25 protein-coding genes are annotated in these 15,580 nt (G+C 66.8%); 2 read left to right on the forward strand and 23 right to left on the reverse strand.

Annotated elements, in window-relative coordinates; all coding sequences use genetic code 11:
• The first annotated feature begins 110 nt into the window (after positions 1-110).
• On the forward strand, positions 111-809 hold the full coding sequence (locus tag DFO47_RS03680) for an SDR family NAD(P)-dependent oxidoreductase (protein ID WP_133830750.1): 699 nt from the start codon (positions 111-113) through the stop codon (positions 807-809).
• Positions 810-811: 2 nt separating this feature from the next.
• Positions 812-1,897: a hypothetical protein gene (locus tag DFO47_RS03685; RefSeq protein WP_071416438.1), complete on the forward strand. Its 1,086-nt coding sequence runs from the start codon at positions 812-814 to the stop codon at positions 1,895-1,897.
• Here the strand turns inward: DFO47_RS03685 and DFO47_RS03690 are convergent.
• The 23 genes from DFO47_RS03690 to DFO47_RS03795 all read right to left on the reverse strand — a co-directional run bounded on the left by DFO47_RS03690 (position 1,894) and on the right by DFO47_RS03795 (position 15,515).
• Entirely contained in the window at positions 1,894-2,583 is a 690-nt protein-coding gene (locus DFO47_RS03690; RefSeq protein WP_133830751.1) for a class I SAM-dependent methyltransferase, read from the reverse strand. The genes DFO47_RS03685 and DFO47_RS03690 overlap by 4 nt on opposite strands.
• A 160-nt stretch (positions 2,584-2,743) precedes the next feature.
• Positions 2,744-3,091: a hypothetical protein gene (locus DFO47_RS03695; protein ID WP_133830752.1), complete on the reverse strand. Its 348-nt coding sequence runs from the start codon at positions 3,089-3,091 to the stop codon at positions 2,744-2,746.
• Between the two features lie 28 nt (positions 3,092-3,119).
• Positions 3,120-3,482, reverse strand: coding sequence for a hypothetical protein (locus DFO47_RS03700; protein WP_056387508.1), 363 nt, complete (start codon positions 3,480-3,482; stop codon positions 3,120-3,122).
• A gap of 108 nt (positions 3,483-3,590) precedes the next feature.
• Positions 3,591-4,892 carry a replication-associated recombination protein A gene (locus DFO47_RS03705; protein WP_133830753.1) on the reverse strand — a complete coding sequence of 434 codons (1,302 nt, stop codon included), beginning with the start codon at positions 4,890-4,892 and terminating at the stop codon, positions 3,591-3,593.
• A gap of 3 nt (positions 4,893-4,895) precedes the next feature.
• Positions 4,896-5,348, reverse strand: a complete 453-nt coding sequence (locus DFO47_RS03710; protein WP_133830754.1) for a hypothetical protein — start codon at positions 5,346-5,348, stop codon at positions 4,896-4,898.
• 29 nt (positions 5,349-5,377) lie between these two features.
• The gene (locus DFO47_RS03715; RefSeq protein WP_133830755.1) at positions 5,378-5,692 is read right to left on the reverse strand and encodes a hypothetical protein; all 315 of its coding nucleotides are present in this window, start codon (positions 5,690-5,692) and stop codon (positions 5,378-5,380) included.
• 29 nt (positions 5,693-5,721) lie between these two features.
• Positions 5,722-6,132 (reverse strand): WhiB family transcriptional regulator, encoded by a 411-nt coding sequence (locus DFO47_RS21470; RefSeq protein ID WP_133830756.1) that lies wholly within the window; start codon positions 6,130-6,132, stop codon positions 5,722-5,724.
• 202 nt (positions 6,133-6,334) lie between these two features.
• Positions 6,335-6,679: a hypothetical protein gene (locus DFO47_RS03725; RefSeq protein WP_071416432.1), complete on the reverse strand. Its 345-nt coding sequence runs from the start codon at positions 6,677-6,679 to the stop codon at positions 6,335-6,337.
• Complete coding sequence (locus DFO47_RS03730) at positions 6,676-7,161, reverse strand: hypothetical protein (protein WP_071416431.1); 486 nt, start codon at positions 7,159-7,161, stop codon at positions 6,676-6,678. Before DFO47_RS03730 ends, DFO47_RS03725 begins: the two co-directional genes overlap by 4 nt.
• Complete coding sequence (locus DFO47_RS03735) at positions 7,161-7,502, reverse strand: glutaredoxin family protein (RefSeq protein ID WP_056387525.1); 342 nt, start codon at positions 7,500-7,502, stop codon at positions 7,161-7,163. The genes DFO47_RS03730 and DFO47_RS03735 overlap by 1 nt, the downstream gene beginning before the upstream one ends.
• Before the next feature lie 59 nt (positions 7,503-7,561).
• Positions 7,562-8,092, reverse strand: a complete 531-nt coding sequence (locus tag DFO47_RS03740) for a hypothetical protein (RefSeq protein ID WP_133830757.1) — start codon at positions 8,090-8,092, stop codon at positions 7,562-7,564.
• Positions 8,093-8,238: 146 nt separating this feature from the next.
• Complete coding sequence (locus DFO47_RS03745; protein ID WP_056387532.1) at positions 8,239-8,508, reverse strand: hypothetical protein; 270 nt, start codon at positions 8,506-8,508, stop codon at positions 8,239-8,241.
• Positions 8,505-8,705 (reverse strand): hypothetical protein, encoded by a 201-nt coding sequence (locus tag DFO47_RS03750; protein ID WP_056387535.1) that lies wholly within the window; start codon positions 8,703-8,705, stop codon positions 8,505-8,507. The genes DFO47_RS03745 and DFO47_RS03750 overlap by 4 nt, the downstream gene beginning before the upstream one ends.
• Positions 8,702-9,019, reverse strand: a complete 318-nt coding sequence (locus tag DFO47_RS03755) for a hypothetical protein (RefSeq protein WP_056387538.1) — start codon at positions 9,017-9,019, stop codon at positions 8,702-8,704. Before DFO47_RS03755 ends, DFO47_RS03750 begins: the two co-directional genes overlap by 4 nt.
• A gap of 104 nt (positions 9,020-9,123) precedes the next feature.
• A complete protein-coding gene (locus DFO47_RS03760) occupies positions 9,124-9,642 on the reverse strand; it encodes a hypothetical protein (protein WP_133830758.1) in 519 nt (172 codons plus the stop codon).
• An 89-nt stretch (positions 9,643-9,731) separates the two neighbouring features.
• Positions 9,732-10,031: a hypothetical protein gene (locus DFO47_RS03765; protein WP_071416427.1), complete on the reverse strand. Its 300-nt coding sequence runs from the start codon at positions 10,029-10,031 to the stop codon at positions 9,732-9,734.
• Positions 10,028-10,201, reverse strand: coding sequence for a hypothetical protein (locus DFO47_RS21060; protein ID WP_156400143.1), 174 nt, complete (start codon positions 10,199-10,201; stop codon positions 10,028-10,030). Before DFO47_RS21060 ends, DFO47_RS03765 begins: the two co-directional genes overlap by 4 nt.
• Before the next feature lie 202 nt (positions 10,202-10,403).
• A complete protein-coding gene (locus DFO47_RS21200; protein ID WP_208294362.1) occupies positions 10,404-11,480 on the reverse strand; it encodes a hypothetical protein in 1,077 nt (358 codons plus the stop codon).
• A 98-nt stretch (positions 11,481-11,578) separates the two neighbouring features.
• The gene (locus DFO47_RS03775) at positions 11,579-13,447 is read right to left on the reverse strand and encodes a DEAD/DEAH box helicase (RefSeq protein ID WP_133830759.1); all 1,869 of its coding nucleotides are present in this window, start codon (positions 13,445-13,447) and stop codon (positions 11,579-11,581) included.
• A 39-nt stretch (positions 13,448-13,486) separates the two neighbouring features.
• On the reverse strand, positions 13,487-14,317 hold the full coding sequence (locus DFO47_RS03780) for a hypothetical protein (RefSeq protein WP_133830760.1): 831 nt from the start codon (positions 14,315-14,317) through the stop codon (positions 13,487-13,489).
• Positions 14,314-14,733 (reverse strand): dATP/dGTP diphosphohydrolase domain-containing protein, encoded by a 420-nt coding sequence (locus DFO47_RS03785; protein ID WP_133830761.1) that lies wholly within the window; start codon positions 14,731-14,733, stop codon positions 14,314-14,316. The genes DFO47_RS03780 and DFO47_RS03785 overlap by 4 nt, the downstream gene beginning before the upstream one ends.
• Positions 14,730-15,059: a VRR-NUC domain-containing protein gene (locus DFO47_RS03790; protein WP_133830762.1), complete on the reverse strand. Its 330-nt coding sequence runs from the start codon at positions 15,057-15,059 to the stop codon at positions 14,730-14,732. Before DFO47_RS03790 ends, DFO47_RS03785 begins: the two co-directional genes overlap by 4 nt.
• Positions 15,060-15,065: 6 nt before the next feature.
• The gene (locus DFO47_RS03795) at positions 15,066-15,515 is read right to left on the reverse strand and encodes a hypothetical protein (protein ID WP_133830763.1); all 450 of its coding nucleotides are present in this window, start codon (positions 15,513-15,515) and stop codon (positions 15,066-15,068) included.
• Positions 15,516-15,580: the final 65 nt, after the last annotated feature.

Here is a 15,580-nt window from a genome sequence, read left to right on the forward strand (position 1 = left end):
TCCTCTAAATAGCGAGAAGAGCGGACACCGCCTGTCGTTTGTCAACGAAGGGGTACAAGTCCAGTAAAGTTCCGTGTCACAACTTTACAACCTGGGAGGGTAAGAAAAAAATGAGCGACATGGGGAGAACTGCCCTGGTGATCGGTGCAACCCGTGGGATCGGGGCGGCCACGGCTCGAGCCCTGCTCTCCGCCGGCTACCGGACGGCGGGTACGCATCGTACCGGGGGGACCGTGCCCGAGGGGGTGCTCCCCCTCGAGATGGATGTGCGTGACAGTAATTCGATCGCAGCTGGCGTCAAGGCGGCTGCCGTCGACCTGGGTGGTCTGGATGTGCTCGTCGTCGCAGCAGGGATCACCCGCGACAAGCTGCTCATGCGGATGAGCGAGGAGGACCTGATCGAGGTCATGCAGGTCAATGCGATCGGGCCGATGCTGGCCTGCAAGGCGACCCTGGGGCCGATGCTGCGGCAGCGCGGCGGATCGATCGTGCTGGTTTCATCCATGTCCGTGAAGTACGGCGTTGTCGGCCAGTGCAATTACACTGCATCCAAGGGGGCATTGGAAGCGTTTGCACGATCGATGGCCAGGGAGTACGCAGCCCGGAACATCCGGGTGAACGTTGTTGCTCCCGGCGCAACTGATACGGACATGATGGCTGATGTTGCTGAGGAGGCACGGATGGCAATGCTGGAAGGAATCCCGCTGGGTCGGTTCGGGACGGCAGATGAAGTCGCTTCGGCGATCATTCACACCGCGGAGAATACCTACATGTCGGGGGCCACTGTGCAGGTCTCAGGCGGTATTTGATCATGCAGGTCCAGCTGGATGTAGGTTCCTGGGGCCTTTTCTGCGGAAGCGACGGCAAGCAGCTGGTTCTGGTGGACGATAAGCCCTGTGGTCCGGTCTCCGCTCGGAAGCCCACGCGTGCAATTCCCAGGCGTCTTCTACTTGATGAGAACCGCATCGCCCAGGTGATGCGCAGTGGCAATGTAATTTCCGAGACAGTCCCCCATGCGGACGAGCAGTGGGCAGTTGAGGTACGGCCCGTCTTCTCTCCACGTACCTCCACGGTGATCGGTGTCCTCGCCGGCGTGGCCAAAGCGGCTGATCCGCTTCCGGAACCACCGCTGGTCGGTGGCTGGGAATGGGAGATCGAGCGTGACGCCGACGGTCAACCAACACTGCGCCGGCGCACGTACTGGGACCGGAACCTGTTTCGTATCTATGACGTCGACACAAGCGTCGCCCAGCAGCGCAGTGGCTATTGGGAAGCCGGGGAATGGGCGAGCGAGCTCATCGACCAGTCCGACCGGATGCGCGTGAACAGCCTCATCCGCGACGGCATCCAGGACGGGCTGATGGGCGTAACGGGCAAGGTCCGGTGCCTGACCTACAACATCGTCACAGGTTACGGCACGGCTTCACAGGACCGTCGGCACATGCGCCTGGTCGGCGTGATTCCGCCGATCGAGCCCGATCACGACAAGATCTATCTGCAGGGCTTCAGTTACGAGGCCCCGGAGACTTTTCACGATATGGCCTTCGAGCAAGACGCCAATGCGGGGCGCGTGGACGACGTGCTTCGCGGAGTCATGGCCCTGGCCAAGGAACCGATGGCCGTCGTCGACTCTGCAACGCTGGATGTTCTTATGACGTCGCCATCGTGGCGTCGGGAAGACTTCGGGTATGTCGGCGGCCTTGGTGAATTTGCCATTGACGCTTCAGGTGAGTTGCACAGGTTCATCGCGGCTGCGGCGAGGGATACCGCTCGTTCTCAATCGATGGGTCTGGCGCTTCGCCGGGTCGACGGTTCCGTGCAGAATGTGCGCATCACCGCCACCGGAGTCAGGTCTGGGGCTGAAGGGCGGGATGCAGTCATCAGGCTCGACTTTTAGTCGAGTCCACCTGCCCCGCCGTTTCGCAACGGGTTTCGTGCACTGAACACCGCCACGGTACCGATGACGTCGACCTTCACTTGGTCGAAGCTTCGCCGCAGTACAGCCTCAAGTCCTGCGGCGTCGTCTTCGCGGTTGTGAAAGATGCCCAGGCGGTTGTACAGGGCCATGAAGCCGCGGCCGATGAGGTTGTGGCTCACGCCACTGCCCAGGATGGTACTGCCGAACAGCACACCGTCAGCAGCGAGCCGCTCCCCTAGGTGTTTGAAAGCTACGCCCTTGTCCGCCCAGGAGCCGGGAACGCAGTGGAAGACGTAGTTCGCCGCGATGGAATCGAATTGGCCGAGAGCCTCGGGGATCGGTTCGAGGACGTTCGCGGTCACACCTCTGGTGCTTACGTGGGTGTGGGCGAGTCTGGACGCTGCGTGCTCCACGCTGTTTTCGTTGAGGTCCATGAGTGTGATCTCAGCAGATTCGGGGAGGTCGGCATTGGCGAGGTACCAACCAGTGCCGGGACCGACATCGAGATGGCGGGTGCCGATGCAACGGTTGTACTGGTCTAGCATGAGCTGGCTGGGGCATCGCCAGGCCAGCGAATTGGAGAACTTCACGACGAGCAGGTCGTAGAAGCCCAGCACCGGCTTGCTGTAGATACCTGCGCCGCGGCGCACTTCCTGGTCGTTCATGTGATCGGAGCCTATCGGTCGAGGTCGGTGAAGTGAGGGTCAGCAGGGTGGTTTCACGAAGGAGCAAGGACGGCTGTGCTGGGGTCCGTGTCCACTGGGTAGCTCTGAGATTGCATCCTAGTGGAAGTAGTTCCACTGGTGAAGTCGAGCCGGTGCGGCGTCAGCCGAAGACCAGCTCGCCGTAGCAAGCGGTCTGAAGGATGATGTCAAGGTCTTGGACGCAGCCGAATCCGAGCTGTTCGGACTCGATGGCGGCAGAGCAGCAGAGGTGGTACCCCTTCTGCTTGGCCTTTCGAAAGGCTTCCTTGATTTGGGCGGCCGACAGCTCGTAGTCCTTGGTCTTGGACTCGTCATCAGACTCTGGATCGTCAAGTGTGATGCTCACGTGCAAGCCGTCCTCTGTCAGCTTGCTCCCGTGGTACCAGGGAAGCGCGCCACCGAAGTAGAACTCTTCGACGTCCTGCAGGACTGAAGCTGCTGATTGGGTGAAGATACCGGTGTTGGTCATGTTTCCATTCCTTCGCGATTCCGTGCGATCAGGGCAAAATGACTTCGCGGGAGGCGAGGTCGGAGAGAACGGCCGGATCCGGGACCCGTGCATCGACGCTGTCCTCCTCACAGAGGGCATCGATCAAAGGGTGGCCTTCCAGCGCGCTGCGGGCTTCTGTGGGAGATGCGAAGACGACAGCTGTGCGGGGATGGAACTCCCGGTCGATGAGCACGTAGCCTAGTTCGCCGGGCTCGCGGCGCTGCATGCGCAGCAGGTCGAGATGCAACCGTGCCTGCGCTTCGACGGCGGCGACGTCGATACCAAGATCTGCTGAGAGTCGGTCGTCCACAGTCCTGGGCTTGTCGGACTCCGGGGTCTGCCTCGCGCGTTCAGTGTTGTCGTTGATCATGCTCATCCCCTCTCGTAGGTCTTGTGGAAGCCGACGACTTTGCTGGTGATTTTCCATGCAGCGACGATCCAGGATGATGCGGCCACGGTTCTACCTCTGGTCCGCGATCTAGTCGAGGGGGTTCCTGTCCTCCACGGTCATCTGATCGATCGCAGCCAACCGTCTGGCGATTGTTTGTTCGAAGCCATTGCCGGTAGGACGGTAATACTGTGTGCCGCGGACGGCATCGGGTAGGTATTGCTGCAAGACAACTCCGTGTTCGAAGTCGTGAGGGTAGAAGTAGCCTTCTCCGTGCCCGAGGCCCTTCGCGCCCGGGTAGTGCGCGTCGCGCAGGTGCACTGGCACGCTCCCGGTCCGGCCGCGCCGGACGTCTTCCAGCGCTTGGTCGATGCCGCGGATGACGGCCGGCGACTTGGGGGCCGTGGCGATTGCGACCGTTGCCTGAGCGAGGTTGAGCCGCGCCTCGGGCATACCGATCAGCTGGACTGCCTGGGCGGCGGCCACTGCGATGCCCAGCACCGAGGGGTCGGCCATGCCGACGTCCTCGGAGGCGTGCACCACCAAGCGCCGTGCGATGAACCTCGGGTCCTCCCCCGCCTCGATCATCCGGGCCAGCCAGTGCAGGGCCGCATCCGGGTCGCTGCCTCTCATGCTCTTGATGAATGCGCTGACGACGTCGTAGTGCTGGTCGCCATCGCGGTCGTAACGCTGCAGCGCAGCGCCGGTGACCTGCTCCAGCACCTCGCGGTCGACGACGCTCTTGCCTGCGGCCTGCGCAGTTGCGACAGCGGTCTCCAGCCGGTTCAGCGCCTGGCGGACGTCGCCGCTGGACAGCCCTGCAATGATCTGCAGCGCGGGGTCGGCGAACCCGATCCCGGTGGCTGAGAGGACCGGGTCCTCCTCTAGGGCACGCGAGAGCAGGTTCACGACCTCGCCGTCCTCCACAGGGCGTAGGACCAGCAGGATTGAGCGCGAGACCAGTGCCGAGTTGACCGAGAAGCTCGGGTTCTCGGTGGTCGCGCCGATGAGCGAGATGACCCCGGCCTCCACGGCGGGCAGGAGGACGTCCTGCTGCGCCTTGGAGAAGCGGTGGATCTCGTCAATGAACACGAGCGTCTGGAGGTCGTCGTCGAGGGCCTTCTGGGCTCCGGCGAGCGTTTTGCGGACATCGGCTACGCCGGCGCTGGTCGCAGAGAGCTCGACGAAGCGGCGGCTGGTCTGGCGGGCGATCACCGAGGCGATGGTGGTCTTGCCGACGCCGGGCGGACCCCAGAGCAGGACCGAGGTCGCACCCTCGCCCTGGGCGAGCAGCTCGAGCGGCGAGCCGGGAAAGACCAGGTGCTCCTGGCCCACGATCTGGTCGAGGGAGGTGGGCCGCATGCGGGCGGCCAGGGGTTGGATGGCACTCATGGTCTACTCCTTGTTTGGTTCGAGGCGGGCGATCTCGGCCTCGACCCGGGCTTCTTCGCTCTGTGCCGCGGCGGTGCGCGCCCTGGCCTCGGCGAGCCGGGCACGCGCCTCGCGCAGCGCCTGCGCGTCCGACATGGCCTCGACGGCGTGGATCGCTTCGAGCACCGGTGCGGCTGCGTACGAGGGCACCCGGACGCCGATCTGCAAGTAGAAGTCGTCACCGTCAGATGCGTGACCGACGCTGGGCGGCCGGCCGAACGCTGTCGTGCACTCCTCGTTCTTGCGCGTGTGGATCCGGCCGGCGAAGACCTGGGCGGCGGTCACGCTGCAGTCCGCGACGGCGGCGTGGATGGCCCGGAGCACCGGCTCGACGAGCTGGGTGTCGGTGCGCTGCTGTGGATTGACGGTCGGCAGGAGTCCGGGGTCGAGGTGGCTGTCTTCGATGCGGGGGTGCATGGTTGCTCCTTTTGCGGCGGGGGTGGCCATCAGCTCTCGATGCGCGTGAACGGGCCGGAGTTGTGGACGAACAAGGCGATGATCGGCGCGTACCGGGCGTCGCGGTGTACGCCGCCGGCGTCGGTCCAGCCGCCTTGGGCGTCGAGCGTCCAGCGGTCGCCCGTTGCGTCGAGGTACTCTCCCGGCTCGGCCGGGAGCCGATGCTGTTTCACCATCCGGCGGAGCTTGCGGTCAATGGCGGCGCGTTTCCTGGCCGGCATGGGCGCGCCTGTAGTCCGTTCAGGGGGATAGGCGTCCCCGGGCAGCAGGTTCTGCTGCCTGAAGCGGCGCGGGAACAGTGGCATGGCGGTCCTTTCAATTGACGGTGCTGCGCTCAGGCGGAGACGGCGTCCCCCCGCTCCTTGTGCCGGGCGAGCACCCGGTAGACGGTGCGGTCGGTGACCTCGGCCATGTCGGCGATGGTCCGGGGGTCGATCCCTCTGCCGGCCATCGCGACGATGAGGGTGTCGCGTTCCTGCTTTTGCGCCTGGGCGGCGCTACGGTGTGCCACCGGTGAAGTCTTGATAAGGCGGTCGCGTTCGGCGGTGCTGAGTCCGCCCCAGATGCCGAAGCGCTCGTCGGCGCTCAACGCGTAATCCAGGCACTGTGCGCGCACCCCGCACTGGGCACAGACCTTCTTGGCGTCGGTGGTGTTGCCGCCCTTCTCCGGGAAGAACGCGTCGGGGTCTGTTTCTGCGCACAGGGCATCCCTGCGCCACTTCTCGTCGGGGTCCTCACCGCTCATGACGGTGCGGCCGGGAGGCGGGTGTTCTGCTGTGCGAGCACCGTGGCTCCTCCTAGAAGTTGTCGTGCGTGTGTCGGTACTTCGTTCTCGGGGTGTGCGGGCACAGAGCCCCGGAGGATCCCATTCCTCCGGGGCTCTGTGCGCGAGGCTTCCGTCCTGTACTCCGGGGCGGCTGCGCCGCGCGCTGCTCCCGCTGTTCCTTTTAGTCACTGAAAAGGTGCGCGAAGTGTTCGTCGCTGAGGTCAATCTCGACACGCTGGCCCTCACGAGAGACCGTGAAGACGCAGCCCTCGTCAGCACTGGGCTGCCATGGTCCGCGCTGGAAGACCTCCCGCCAGACCTTGCTGGCGGCCTCAGCGGGCGATGCAGCATCCTGGTCGATCGTCCATCCGACGAGGTACTCCTCGCTGCCGGTGCCCTCAAACGGGTCGAGCTGATCCCGGGGGAAGACCTGGTCGAGCGCACGCTCGAAGTCTTCCCGGGTGGTGTCGCCGCCGGACACAGCTCCGCGGACGAGGTCGGCAAGGCTGTCGATGTGCAGGCTCATGGGGTTGCTCCCTGGGTTTTGGTTCGGGTGGGGTCTGCTGCGACCAGCGCGGCGATGAGCTCGAGGTCGTCTCCGGTGTCGGGGTCGATGAGGGTCCCGGCGGATCCGATGTCGGCCAGCGGCTGCTCGTGCGTCTTGCCTGCCGTGTCCCGGTAGACGAGCGTCACGCCGGACAGGTCCACGGCCGTGGTGCTTACCGGGGAGGACTCGGAGGCCTCGAACGCCGGCCGGATCGCCTCGATGAGCGCGATGAGGTGCTGTACCTCTGCTTTCCGTTCGAGCAGCGCCTTGCGCTGGAGTGCGCGCTGCTCGAACCGGGCCAGGTGCGCGTCGCAGCAGGTGTCGGTCTTGTCGGGTTCGTCCTTGGGATAGGACAGCAGGTAGTGGTCCGTCTCGACGGATTTGTCGACGAGCGTATCGAGCAGGATGTCGGCCTGCCGGGCGGTGATGCTGAGGCCGAGGCGCTGCTGCGCCGCTGCCATCAGGACGCCGCCTTCCGGTCCTCCGGGACGATGCCCTTGGTGCACAGCCGGACGAGGGCGGTGAGCATGTCCTGGCGGTGCCCGCCCCAGTGGACGGTGCGGCCGGAGGCCAGCTTGACGACGATCACGGGTGCCTGGGCATATCCGAGGTCTTCGGTGATGTGGCGGTGGTTTTCATCGCCCTGCTCGATGTCGATTTTGGTGTACTGCATCGCGGGCTGCTGCCGATCGAACAGGCTCTTGGCCTTGTCGCAGTTGGGGCACTCCGCCGGCCCGTAGATGGTGATTTTCGGCGCGGTGTGGGCGGTCCGGGGCAGGTCGCCGATCGTGGTGGGGGTCATGGGACTTGGTTTCCTTCTCTCCCCTGCTGGGGGTCGTTGTGGTGTGGAGGCCCTGGCTCTCAGACGTCGGGCTCCAGGTCGAACAGCCCGGGCTGGGCCACACGCTCGCGCAGCTGCCGGGCGGGTTCCTCGCCGAGGCGCTCGACGGCCTTGTCCAGGTCGCGGTAGGCCTCGGACTCGCCGAGTCCACCCATGGCCTCGATCTGGAAGTACAGCTCGGCGAGCTCCCGCTCGCTCAGGCGGTGGCCGAGCACCTCGGGGGCAGCGAGGTCGGTGTACGAGGCGCTGTAGCCCAGCTCCCAGTCGGACTCGGTCTGCTGCTCGGCCGTAAAGGCCACGAGGATGCCGTGGTCGGGCACGAGCGCGCCGACGAGCAGGTCCGCCAGCTGGTCCGGTGTCGGGCTCCACGGCTGCGCCTGCTGGAGGACTGCGCGGACCTTGGTCCGCAGCACTGAGTCGGCGTACAGCCCGGGCTTCCCGCACGGGCAGGTGCCCGCGAGGGGGCCGCGATCGATGGGCACCCAGAGCCCGTGGTCGTGCTCGAGGTGTTGGTCGGCGTCGTGCCGGGCGATGGCTGCTGGTGTCGACATGACCGTGCTGTGCTGCCAGCTGCACCCGATGCACGCCATGCCGTCTGCGCGCTGCTGGCCGTAGACGTAGACCTCGTGCTTGCCGGGGTGCTTGGCGCACTTGCCGTCCGGCGTCGCGTCGACCCACCAGTCGGGCAGGGGCGCGTTCACGGCTTCACGTCCTTGGCTGTGCTGTGCATCTCGGCGAGATGGGCGATGGTGCGCCGGCGGAGCCCGTCGTAAAGCGCCCAGAAGGCGTCGTCGCGCGCGGCGAGCTCGTGTATCCAGCTGTTGATCTGTCCGTCCGGGAGCGCTGCGATCTCCGCCGCCTGCTCCGGATCGAGGCCGTGGGCCTCCGGGGCCTCCCGCAGCTCGGCGCGCAGTGACTCTGCGTCGAGCGCGATTCCGGTTGCGGGCCCTCGGTTGTTGTCGGTCATGGGTGGTCTCCTCGGTGTCGCTGCTGGTCGCGGATCGCCTGTCGCTCCCGCTCGCGGCGGGTGCCCTTGCGGGGCTTGGGGGTGTGCCGCTGCGTCGCACTGGACTTGCGGAGTTCCCGCATCCAGTGCGCCTGTTCGGGATTCGCCGACGGCCGGAAGCCCTCGGTGGAGTAGTGCTGCCTGCGCTTTCGGCTCATGGGTTCTTCTCCTCCGCCACGCGGGCGATGTGGCGGGCGCAGCCAGCCGCCCACGTGCGGGCATCGGCGGTCTGCGCGGCGGCCACCGCCTTCGCGGCGCGGTCGGCGTCGATGGGCAGCCGATGCCGGATGAGCAGCGCCAGGGTGACGTCGAGCATCACGGTGCGCTCGTGGTCGCTCAGCTCCGTCTGCTCGGAGTGCTCGTGCACCCCACGGCGTTCGTGCAGGGCACGGTCCGCCCGCGAATCGAGCAGGGTCTGCTCGATCTCAGGGACGAGCTCTTCTGCGGTGGTCGTGGTGGTCTGGGGCGTCATGCGGTTCTTTCCGCCGGGCCGCTTGGCCCGGGATCGAGGAGCCCCGTCGCGCCGCCGTCCCACAGGGACCCGGCCGCGGCGAGGCTGCGGTCGTGTGGTCTGGGTCAGTCCTTCGAGCCGTCGCGGAACTGGAGGTACTCCCGCAGGGTCGGCGCGTCCGCGCCGGGGAGCGAGATCCGGTCGAGGGCTCCGTACAGGTCCTCGTCTCCGATCAGCTCGCCCTCGTGGGCGACGACGGCTTGCGCCAGGCGGACCAGCAGGACCTTCATCTCCTCGGCGCGCTCCTCGTCGGCGGTCCGCAGGCGCTTGATGTCGATGAGGCGCTTCTCGCAGAGGCTCTTGAGGTAGAGCGCGCCCTTGCGCCACTCGAGGAACTCGATCAGCTGTGTGCTGTGATCCAGCGGGGACAGCCGCCAGATCTCGGCGTCGTCCTGGCGGAATGAGAGCTGCTGGTCGATGCTTGAGGCGGTGGTCTTCAGCCAGTGCTCGGTTTGGTTGAGGCCGGCCGGCGTGGTGGTGACCTCGGCCCAGACTGCGTCATCGCGCAGGCAGTTGCGCATCACGGCGTCGAGCGGGTCCTGCAGGCGTGGAGGTGCGGGGCGGGCGGTGGTCGTCATGGTCATGGCGGATGTCCTCGTCGGTCGTGTCGTTGATGGTCTGCGGAGCGTCGGCCCCGACAGCGCGCCCGTGGCGCTGGTTGTGGAATTAGGTCTCAGTTCCTGGTGCCGAAGCGCAGGTCGGGCCAGATGGGCTCGACCGAGACGCCCAGCAGCTGGATACGGGGGTCGCGGTCCTTGGCGCGTTTCCAGGCGCGGCGAACGGCTGCGGCCTTGTTCCGGGCCTTCTTCTGGTCGTCGAACGGCCCAATCAGGCGCGAGTAGGTCTGGGGGCTGGCGGACTTCAGGCTCTCGGCCTGCATCATCACCACGACGCCGTAGCCGTTGGCCTCCTCGGCCACCAGGTCCTCCCAGGAATCGTAGGTGCGTTCGGTCTGCGTGCTGTACGCCTTCATGGCGAGACCTCCTGGTCGTCGTGACGGATGTCGATGGGCCGCTCCCAGAGCGGCATCCCGTCCTCGCCGGTCTCGGCCGAGAACTCGAGGCGGACCTCCGGCTGGTCTATGTGTGCGCCGAAGTCCGACCAGCCCGCAGGCGGGAGCCGGTAGATGGGCTGCTCAGCCATGGGACTCGCTCCTTCTCGTTGTGGTGTCGTGGCAATGAGGGGGGACCGGGCCGGGACCCGACCCCCGACATCACTGCCCCGGCACCCGGGTCGGCCCTGCCGACCCCGACGCTGTGCCCTCCGGTGACCAGCACCCGCAGGGTGCCGGTCACCGGTCGGTCATGAACCAGCTGCGATGCGTTCCGTCCCGGTCATCCTGGTCTCAGCCATGGGGCTGTTCTCCTGCGTTTCCGGGTTGGGTCTGCCGACGTTCGGCGGCCCAGGGGAGGCGGGAGTCCTGGTCAGCGGAGCACCAGAGCCCGCCAAGCGAGGCGCTGCGGTGGGTGTGGGGCAGGTGGTCCTCCCGGTCTCCGCACAGCCCGACGGGCAGACCGGCCGGGTCTCCAATCAGCTCGGCGAAGCGCAGGCGGTACTCGAGCTCGGCAGCATCCGGGCTCCAGGCCTGGATCTCGATCCCGAAGGGCTGACCTGGAACCTCCCAGTCCCCCGCCGGCTCGCCCAGCAGCGCCGCGCGCTCGTCGAGCAGGATCCGCGAGTCGGCGTGCTTCACCTCGGCGGGCATGGCGGGGTCGATACTGAACTTCTGGGCGATGGCGACCATGACGCCGTCCTCGACGGCCCAGTACTCCGGCATGTGAAGCTTCAGCGGGCGGACCATGTCGCCCACGTATGCCTCTGTCGCGTCGTGCAGCAACGCCCAGAGCGCATGCTCCGGGGCGACGAGTCGCGAGAGGAGTACGCAGTGCTCGGCGACGGACATGAACCGGCGGACGTGGCCGTTGTAGCGGCACTGCATGGACAGCGCGTGTGCGATGTCGGCGATGTCCACGTCCTCGGGCCGCGGGTCCAGCGGGTAGAACCGGCGACCCGTGTAGGTCTGCATCCAGTTGCCGCGCGGAACTACGGTCGTGGCGGGCCGGGCTCCGGCTGTGGCCATCCCTGCTCCGTGATGGCGAGTGACGCTCCTTGTCCCCCGGGCGGGGTCGAAGCTGGCCGGCAGCTCGCGGTCGAAGAGCTCCTCGAGCAGCGCGACGTCGGGGTCGACGGGTTCGTGCTCTGCGCTCTGGAGCCAGAGCACGCCGTAGCGTTCCCCGGTCTCGCGCAGCACGACGTCGTGCAGGCCGTCGTCGGTGTTGTCGATCGTGTAGTCCGTGTTCGGCCCGAGGGCCGGTGCGCGCAGCGGCTTCGTTCCGGGCCGCGCCTGCATGGCTTCCCTGGCCTCGGCGGTGAAGCGCACGCGCGCTCCGTCGGGCCAGGCCTGGTGCTTCGGGTCATTCATGGATCAGTCCTCCTCGGGCCGGGTGGCACTGGGGTCGGGGTGGTGCGCCGCGGAGCGCCGGCGTGTGGCTGGCGCTCCGCGGCGTCGGAATGGGTTGGTCAGACCCGTTCGGAGACCCACAGGTCGTTGAGGTCGTCCTGGATCTCCTCCTCGAGGGCGACGAGGATCGCCTCCTCGCCGGACACAGCCGAGATGAGGTCGTCCTGGACCTGCTGCTTCTCTGCCAGGACTCCGGGCATCCGCTCGTCCTGAGTGCCCTTGGTGATAATCCGGTGGATCACCACGGGCTTGGTCTGCCCAGTGCGGTAGAGACGGCCGTTGGTCTGCAGGTAGTGCTCGAGCGAGAACGGCAGCGTGTACCAGATCATCGTCGAGCCGCCGTCCTGCAGGTTCAGGCCGTGGCCGGCCGCCGCGGGGTGCAGCAGCATCACCTGGATCTGCTTGGCGTTCCACCGGCGGACCATCTCCCGCGAGCCGTCAAAGACCTGCGCGTCGATGCCCGCCTTCTTGAAGCGCGCCATCAGCTGCTCCAGGTCAGAGCGGAAGTGGTACGCGACCAGCACGGGGTCTCCCCCGCTGTTGCGCACCAGGTACTCGGCCATTTCGAGCTTCTTGTCGTGGATAACCTCGTACTGGCCCTTGGTCGCCGGGTCCTCCGGGTCGGCCGTGTAGAGCGTCCCCGAGGCGAACTGCATCAGTTTGCTGGTGAGGACCGCCTGGTTCTCGGCGACGATCGACTCAACGCTCTGGGTGAGCTTGCCGTCCTCGTCCTGGTAGGTCTTCACGACGTCGAGCACGAGGTCGCGCCTGAACTCCTTGTAGGCCTGCATGAGGTCCGGCGGGAGGGTGACGTTGGCGTCCTGGATCGTCAGGCCCGACAGGTTGAGGTTGGTGTTCTGCGCGCTCATCACCAGGTGCCTGATGGCCTCATGGATCTCGGCCTCGGCGTTCGGGGTCGGGATCCACTTCGCCGGGGTGGTGGTGCCAGGCACCATCTTCGGGATGAACCACCGGTTGCGGAACTCCGTGATGGTCGGGCCCAGGGCCTCGCCCTGGTCGAGCAGGTAGATCTGGCTCCACAGGTCGTGCAGCCCGTTCGGGCTCGGCGTGCCGGTCAGCTCGATGAGCCGCGTGATGGCCGGGCGGACCGCTTTCAAGGCCTTGAACCGGGCGCTGCTGTGGGACTTGAAGCCCTGCGACTCGTCGATGATTACCGTCTGAAACGGCCAGATGAGGGTGTCCTGTCCGTTGATGGACTGGATCGGCATCTGGTCGACCAGGCCGTAGCGGCACTGCGCGCAGCCGTCGCCGCCGCAGCTGCGACAGTCGTGGCTCTCGCGCTCCAGCGCACCGCGGGTGACGAGCTCGCTGATCGCCTCCTTGACAGCGGTCTTGGTGGGGGCTTTGGTTCCGGACTGCCCGGCAGCCAGCTGCAGGAAGTGTCCGATCAGCTGCTCCTGGGCCATTGGTCCGATCGTCTCGATGAGCCCGCGCAGCCGCACGGCCTCCGGTGAGATCCCGGCGGCGATGGCATCGCCGGTGGGCTCGCCGGTCAGCTGGAGCAGACGCGCACCCTGGGAGGGCTGGGTCAGCAACTCCTGGTTGACGAAGTACATCGTCGGCGGGTCGGAGAAGACTTCCCGAAAGCGTTCCAGGCGCTTCTCCTTGGGCAGCTTCCGGTCGTTCTCGTTGACGATGAGCGACTTGGTTCGGATCGGGAATCCCCATTTGTCGATCTCGTCGAGCCAGGTCGAGCGTGCGATCGCGATCGGTGCGACGACGAGGATGTGGCCCATCGGCCGGACTGTCTGCAGGACGCTGAGGGTCGAAAGCGTCTTCCCGGCTCCGACACCAAGCCAGGCTCCGGCGAAGGGGCGGCTGACGAGGAAGTCGTGGATCTGCTGCTGGTAGGGCTTGAGCACGATGGGCGCGGGTGACGGCTGCGGTGGTGCGATGGTCGTGGTCATGGTGTGCGGCCTCCTCTCGTGGGTTGTCGGTAGTCGGGATCAGGCATGGAATGCCTCGCGGATAAGGCCCAGGCGGACCTCGGCGTCATCGGCCCGGCGTGTCTGGGCGGCGAGCTCTGCCTCCAGCCCGACGATCCTGCGCTGCAGGGCGGTGACACGCGGGTCTTCACCCAGTGCGGTGCGTACGCGCTCAAGCACCGCTTCGGCAGAGGCATCCCCGACGGCCGAATCGGGTATGCGTGTCGCAAGCGGCAGATCTTCCTTGGCCTCGGCGGTCATGTCGTCCTCTGCTTCCTGCCCGGGCTCGGGCGCGATCATCAGGTGTCCCCGGCGGCGGGTGGGCCGGGCCGTCGCGGGCCCCGGCTGGTCTTGTTCCGGTGCATCGGGCTGTGCGGGCGCGTCGACGGGCACGGCCTGGAAGGCCGGCTCCCCGGCCCCGTCGAACGAGACCTCGATGAGCTGGTCCGCAGGCAGGCCCTCGGGCTGGGCGTCGAACCAGCGGGAGAAGGCGGCTGGGTGCTCAACGAAGGCCACCGCGACGGTCATCTGCCGTTTCCCGCGTGGCCTGCGGTCTGCGGCGGATACTGCATGGTCGGCCCGGTGCCCGCCGAGCAGCCGTTTCATGTCGGCACGGGCGTTCTGCGCCGTGCGGTTGGGTGAGGTCATGTTGCGCGGCACCGAGACGGATCCGCCGGCGTTGTTGCGCAGAATGGCGTGGCCCCGGGACGAGACACGCCCAACGCAGCCGGCCCGCATCGCTTCGAGCACGAGCTCCGTGGCCTCGCGATCGAAGGTGCCCAGGTCGGCCCGGGTGAGCTGGCGGAAGGCCGAGGTTGCCTGGCCGTTGCCCTTGGTGACGCGGCCGCTCATCGGGCGGCCTCCGGGGTTCCGGCGTCACCGCGGGCGATCACCGTCCGGGTGCTTTCCGCGGCCAGGAGGTTGAACACCACGGCAGCCGCGTGGTCCTCATCGTCTTCGCGGCACATCCACTGCATGAAGTGGCGGAAGGCGCTGGCGCGGAACTCCTCCATCTCTGCGGCAGTGCTGGCCTGCTCCCAGTCGCGCGAGTCGTACTTGCGCGCTCCACGCTCCACGAGCGCGGCCGTCCTTGTGAGCAGCTGGTCCTGGTAGGGCACCTGAAGGGGTACGAGCAGGTCGAAGCGGGGCTGGCCTGTCTTCACCTCGCGCTGCATGCCGGAGGCGGTGACCCTGCGTGATCCCGAGTCTTTCGTTTCGTAGTCGCGGGCGGTTGTCTCCGGGCCCGCGGCCGTGGCTGTTGCGGTCATGATGCTGCTTTCTGCTGGCTCTCGATCCGGCGGTAACCGAGCACGTGGGTGATGAAGGCGTCGACGGCCTGCTCGTCATCCACGACGTGGATCTCGGCACCGAAACGGCGCATCTTGGCGTGCATGACGTGCTGGCGCTTCTCGAGGTCTCCGCCGGGTCGCTTGACCTCGACGAAGACCGTGCCGGTGGGCGTGAGGACGATTCGGTCGGGGACGCCCCCGCGGGCCGGGGACACAAACTTCAGGCAGAACAGACCGTGCCGGCGGCACTGCGTGAGCAGGTACTGCTCGACGGCCTTCTCCCGCTGGTTCTTCTTCCTCGGCATGGGGGCTCAGTCCTCGTCGGTCCCGGCAGCGTCGGAGGCGTCGCCGTCAAGGAAGTGCCCGAAGCCGACGATGTCCTCGTCGTCGATGTAGGCAGCGATGGCGTCCGGGTCGTAGACGAAGCTCGGGTCGTCAGGGTCGACCACGACCCAGCGCTTGGCCGCATTGCCGTAGTTGGAGAAGCCGTCGATGTCGGCGACGGTCACCAGGCCCTGGTGGGCGAGCTCCTTGAGCCGGGTGCGGATGCCGGAGTCCGAGGAGCGCGGCACCTCGCCGAGGCTGGTGACGACGCGGTCGTGGTAAGCGGCGATGAGCTCGTCGTGGGTGAGCGGGCCCTTCTCGCGGACGATGTCGAGCACGATGGGACGGACGCGGGATGCGCCGAGCGCGGCCTTCACGGCGGCGGCGTAGGAGGTCTCCGGGTCAGTGGAGCGGACAGGGAGTGTTGACTGGGACATGATGGCCTCTCGTGGTCGTGTCGCGTCGAGTCCGAATTGCCTTTCTTACTCAATTATGACTCGAA

This window comes from Arthrobacter sp. AG258, from assembly GCF_004364695.1.
Classification (GTDB): domain Bacteria; phylum Actinomycetota; class Actinomycetes; order Actinomycetales; family Micrococcaceae; genus Arthrobacter.